1 protein-coding gene and 1 pseudogene are annotated in these 2,009 nt (G+C 47.0%); both read left to right on the top strand.

All coding sequences use genetic code 11. From position 1 onward, the window contains the following. Positions 1-358 (top strand): annotated as a pseudogene (locus tag B4K20_RS05275) (efflux transporter periplasmic adaptor subunit); the annotation flags it as partial. Then, positions 355-2,009, top strand: a 1,655-nt coding sequence (locus B4K20_RS05270; RefSeq protein ID WP_289282141.1) for an efflux RND transporter permease subunit, incomplete at its 3' end; no start/stop codon positions are given. The pseudogene B4K20_RS05275 and the gene B4K20_RS05270, both read left to right, overlap by 4 nt.

Genomic DNA, 2,009 nt, shown 5'->3' with positions numbered 1-2,009 from the left:
AAAGCGACTCTCAGGAGAAGTCAGACTTGATAGTGGAGGGGTTGATGGCTTGTTCCGGCTAATGAATCATAGCAACACATTACCTTTAGGCACGTTTGTCGAACTGCAGCTCCAACTCGCAGAACAACAGCATGTTATTAAACTGCCTTTTAGTGCGCTATACGGGCTGGATCGTATCTATGTGATAGAGGATGGACATTTAAAAGCCATGACCATCGAGCGGGTGGGGGAAGTCATCACGGAAGATAATATTCAGCAATTGTTAATCCGAAGTGATGCTATACAAGCGGGTGACTTAATCGTGACGACACAGCTTCCTAATGCCATCACGGGTTTAGCGGTTGAGACTGCCCTGTGAGCCTGCCGGCACATCGCACAGATATCATTGGTATTTTTGCCCAGCATAAGGTAGCGGCAAACCTACTCATGCTGATGATGTTAATCGGTGGGTTTGTGTCGTTAAGTAAACTCAATACGCAATTTTTCCCTAACTTTGCACTTGATGTGATTACCGTCAGTGTTGTCTGGCGTGGGGCCAGCGCTGAAGATGTAGAAGATGCGTTGACCAGTCGCATTGAGCAAGAGCTCCGCACCATCGACTACGTCGATAAAATGACCTCAACTTCATCCTACGGCTCGTCTCTGGTGACTCTGGAGTTTGAAGAGGGTACAGAGATGGGACAGGCGCTTGATCAGGTAAAAGATCATGTCGCTCGTTTGCGAAATCTGCCTAGTGATGCTGAAACACCTGAAATCAGTATTGTGACGCGATACGATAACGTCGCCAGATTATTGGTGACGACAGATGGCCACTTAGATGAGTTACGTGGACTGGTGCATCAAATTGAGCATGAGTTGCTTGATGCCGGCATTTCCAGAGTCAATATCACTGGATTACCTGATGAAGAAATGGCGATTAAAGTCAGCACTTCAACACTAGAGTCATTGGGTTTGAGTTTTGGTGATGTCAGTCAACGTGTCGCTGACCAAAGTCAGGATTTGCCTGCCGGGGAGATTGGTAATGGTGAAACTGCACGCCAAATCCGTAGTCTCGATCAACGCCGTGATGCTGATGCCTTTGGTGATATCTCCCTAAAAAGTGATTATGAGGGGCGCGTTTTACTGATTGAGGATGTGGCCGATGTTGAGCGTCGTGCCATGCGTGATCAGGTCAAGGTGTTTTATCATGGCCAACCCGCCGTTGAGATTGAACTGCTGCGAACCGAAAATGCTGATGCATTGGCCTCTGCCAGGATTATGGAAAACTGGCTAGAACAAGCCAGACCCACTTTACCCAAAGGCGTGGATATTAGAGTCTATGATGCCAGTTGGTCATTGATTCAGGAGCGTATAAATCTGCTTCTCAGTAATGGTTTGGGCGGACTTCTCCTGGTATTAGCGATTCTCTTTTTATTTTTGCATGGCAGAGTCGCTTTCTGGGTGGCCGTGGGTATTCCCGTGTCTTTCATGGCAGCGTTGACCGTTTTGTACATGCTCGGCGGCAGCATCAATATGATCAGCTTGTTTGCTTTGATCATGGCATTGGGCATTATTGTCGATGATGCCATCGTGGTGGGCGAAGATGCGTTATCTCACTACCAAAGTGGAGAGCGGTCCTTGTCCGCTGCAGAAGGTGGCGCAAGGCGCATGTTAGCGCCGGTTATCTCATCGTCATTAACGACTATTGCTGCTTTTCTGCCATTGATGCTGATAAGCGGTGTGATTGGCAATATTCTGTTTGATATTCCTTTTGTGGTGATCTGTGTGATTATTGCCTCGCTTGTGGAGAGTTTTTTAATACTTCCCGGGCACTTACGCCACACTTTTCACAGTATGCATCATGATAAGCCAGGTCAGTTGAGAGTCTGGCTTGATGATAAATTTGAACAATTTCGTGAACAATTTTTTAGGCCTCTGGTTACTCTGGCTGTTAAAAATAGTGTGGTCACGATCAGTCTCACATTGGCGATATTGATTCTGTCTATCAGCCTGCTGGCCAGTGGTAGAAT

This window comes from Methylophaga sp. UBA5088 (assembly GCF_002414625.1).
GTDB classification, from domain to species: Bacteria; Pseudomonadota; Gammaproteobacteria; order Nitrosococcales; family Methylophagaceae; genus Methylophaga; species Methylophaga marina.
The sequence above is the reverse complement of the archived record's forward strand: the minus strand, read 5'-3'. Positions and strand labels throughout refer to the sequence as shown.